Here is a 2,335-nt window from a genome sequence, read left to right as displayed (position 1 = left end):
AGTTTTAAAACTCGAAGTACAACAATTGGAAGAATAAAATAACTACATACAACACCGTATATAATTTATTGCTAGTTCTTGCCTGCTTACGAAAACCCTCGCGGATTTTCTATTCGGTTTTTATTTGCTAAATTTAGTGCTTAAACACGCAACAAACCATATACAAACACGTTATGCACAAGTTGTCAAAACCTGCAAAAACAATGCTTAACTTCAAACTTTTAGATTTTTAAAAAAGGGAAAATGAAAATCTGAATTGTAAAAAAACTCGAGATTCCACTCAAACGAAATTGAAAAATGTTGTAAAAAATTATGTTGAATTTCGACTCGCTAAAGTTGGTTTTCGCATCGGAAATTTAGCAAACCAAAAAGTTTTGAATAAAAAACTGATCCGCTAAATATTACGGCTGAACTGCATGAAAAACGGATTTTCCCAAGTTAGTTTTTAACGAGAAAAATTTAGAAACCCAAGGATTCGTGCTGAATTACGGAACTCCAAAACGTTCGGAAAAAAAAAGGGGAATGAAAAACGATATTTCTTGAGATTTTAAGGTAGAAAAGAATAAATTGATAAAATAATAAAGTTCGTTGGATGTAATTCTTGCGGAAAAAAAAGTAATAAAACCAGTGCATAACACCGTATATATTTTATTGCTAGTTCCAGCTTGTTTACGAAAATCCTCGCGGATTTTCTATTCCGTTTTTATTTACTAACTTAGTTGCTTAATCACGCAACAAAGCATATACAAACACGTTGCCATTAATACGATGAACATAAACTATCAACTTACAAATTCGGATTTTTTAGAGTATCAGCTTTATACTTCATCAAAATCGGAATCACATAAAAAGAAACGTTTTCGTTCAAGGTATATAGTCTTTATATTATATACATTGATAGGACTTTATTTTGCCTATAAAAATGAAAATAATAACACTGGTGGAATTATAGCTTCTTTGGGATTGTTATGGTTTGGTTTTTATCCAATGTATGCTAAATGGAATTACAAAAGACATTTCAAAAAACACGTGGAAGAAAATTATAAGAATCGGATTAATATACCTCTGGAAATTGACTTTGACGAAAATTCCGTGAATGCCAAAGATTTTACTTCTGAAACTAAAATTAATGGAACCGAACTCAAAGAACTAATAGAAACTAAAAAGCATTTCTTTATAAAGTTGACAACGGAATTATCTCTAATTGTACCAAAGCATTCAATTGAAAACCAAACGGAATTTAAAAAACGTGTGACTGATTTAGGAGCTGAATATGTTGACGAACTAAATTGGGAATGGAAATAAAGAAGTACTAATGGCAACACCGTGTATATTTAATTGCTTGGTTCTTGTCTGTTCGGAAAATTCTTCCGAATTTTCTATTCCGTTTTTGTTTACTAATTTAGTAACTTACACACGCAACTAAGCATACACAAACACGTTGTAAAACATACCCAAGAAACATTGTGATTAACATTGAACTTTTAGTAAAAGACAAAATAAATACTCTTTGGAGCGAATTTGGAAACGAAGATTATTGTCAATTTTCACCAAATTCGATTGCGGAAATCCCAAAAGACGGATTAGTTTTCATCGGAATTAATCCATCAATGACTGACAAAGTAAAAGAGCAACTAATTGAAAAAAATGATATAAACTGCGAATTTCATAAATTGAGTTATGATGTTAATGAAGATTATCGTTATTTCAAAAAATTCTTTGATGTTGCGGAAAAAACTGGACTAAATTGGGGACATTTAGACTTGCTTTATAACCGAGAAACTAACCAAAAGAAAGTTGCAAGTTTACTAAAAGCTGAACGTGGAAAAGATTTTATATACAAACAATGTATGATTTCTAAAATTGTACTTGACCAAATAATTGACGAAAAGAAACCGAGAATATTTGTTGTTAATAATACTTTAGCAAGAGACTTATTGGGAGAATATCATAAAGAAAAACCGAATAATGAAAGTACTCATTGGATTGGTTATGATTTTATATGGAACGAAGAATTCGGAACTTATGTTTATAAAAATAATCCCTTTTTCTTTACAAGTATGCTAACTGGACAAAGAGCATTAGATAATGGTTCTTACGAAAGGCTGATTTGGCAAATAAATTTAGTAAAAAACAAACAGGGTGAGTAAAGTACGTTTTACAACACCGTATATAAAAAATTGCTAGATTAGGACTTAAATAAAGTTGGTTGCGCTTTTACTAACTTCTGATTTTCCTTCGGAAAATCCTCGTCACCAAAAACGCAACTTTCCATATACAAACACGTTATGTTTAATAATCCCAGACTTCTGGAACTTCCCTTGTTCATTGCAAT

The 2,335-nt window shown here is 30.7% G+C and carries 2 protein-coding genes; both read left to right on the top strand.

Features of this window, described 5'->3' with window-relative positions; genetic code table 11:
• The first annotated feature begins 768 nt into the window (after positions 1-768).
• Complete coding sequence (locus ACVCXO_RS09195; RefSeq protein ID WP_452229298.1) at positions 769-1,305, top strand: YcxB family protein; 537 nt, start codon at positions 769-771, stop codon at positions 1,303-1,305.
• A 161-nt stretch (positions 1,306-1,466) separates the two neighbouring features.
• Positions 1,467-2,150: a hypothetical protein gene (locus tag ACVCXO_RS09190; protein ID WP_452229297.1), complete on the top strand. Its 684-nt coding sequence runs from the start codon at positions 1,467-1,469 to the stop codon at positions 2,148-2,150.
• Positions 2,151-2,335 lie beyond the last annotated feature (185 nt).

It is taken from the genome of Lacinutrix sp. MEBiC02404, from assembly GCF_053601575.1.
The sequence above is the reverse complement of the archived record's forward strand: the minus strand, read 5'-3'. Positions and strand labels throughout refer to the sequence as shown.

Excerpts from the sequence above, each read along its gene's own strand:
- ACVCXO_RS09195 (WP_452229298.1), top strand. The coding sequence starts at position 769 with ATGAACATAAACTATCAACTTACAAATTCGGATTTTTTAGAGTATCAG.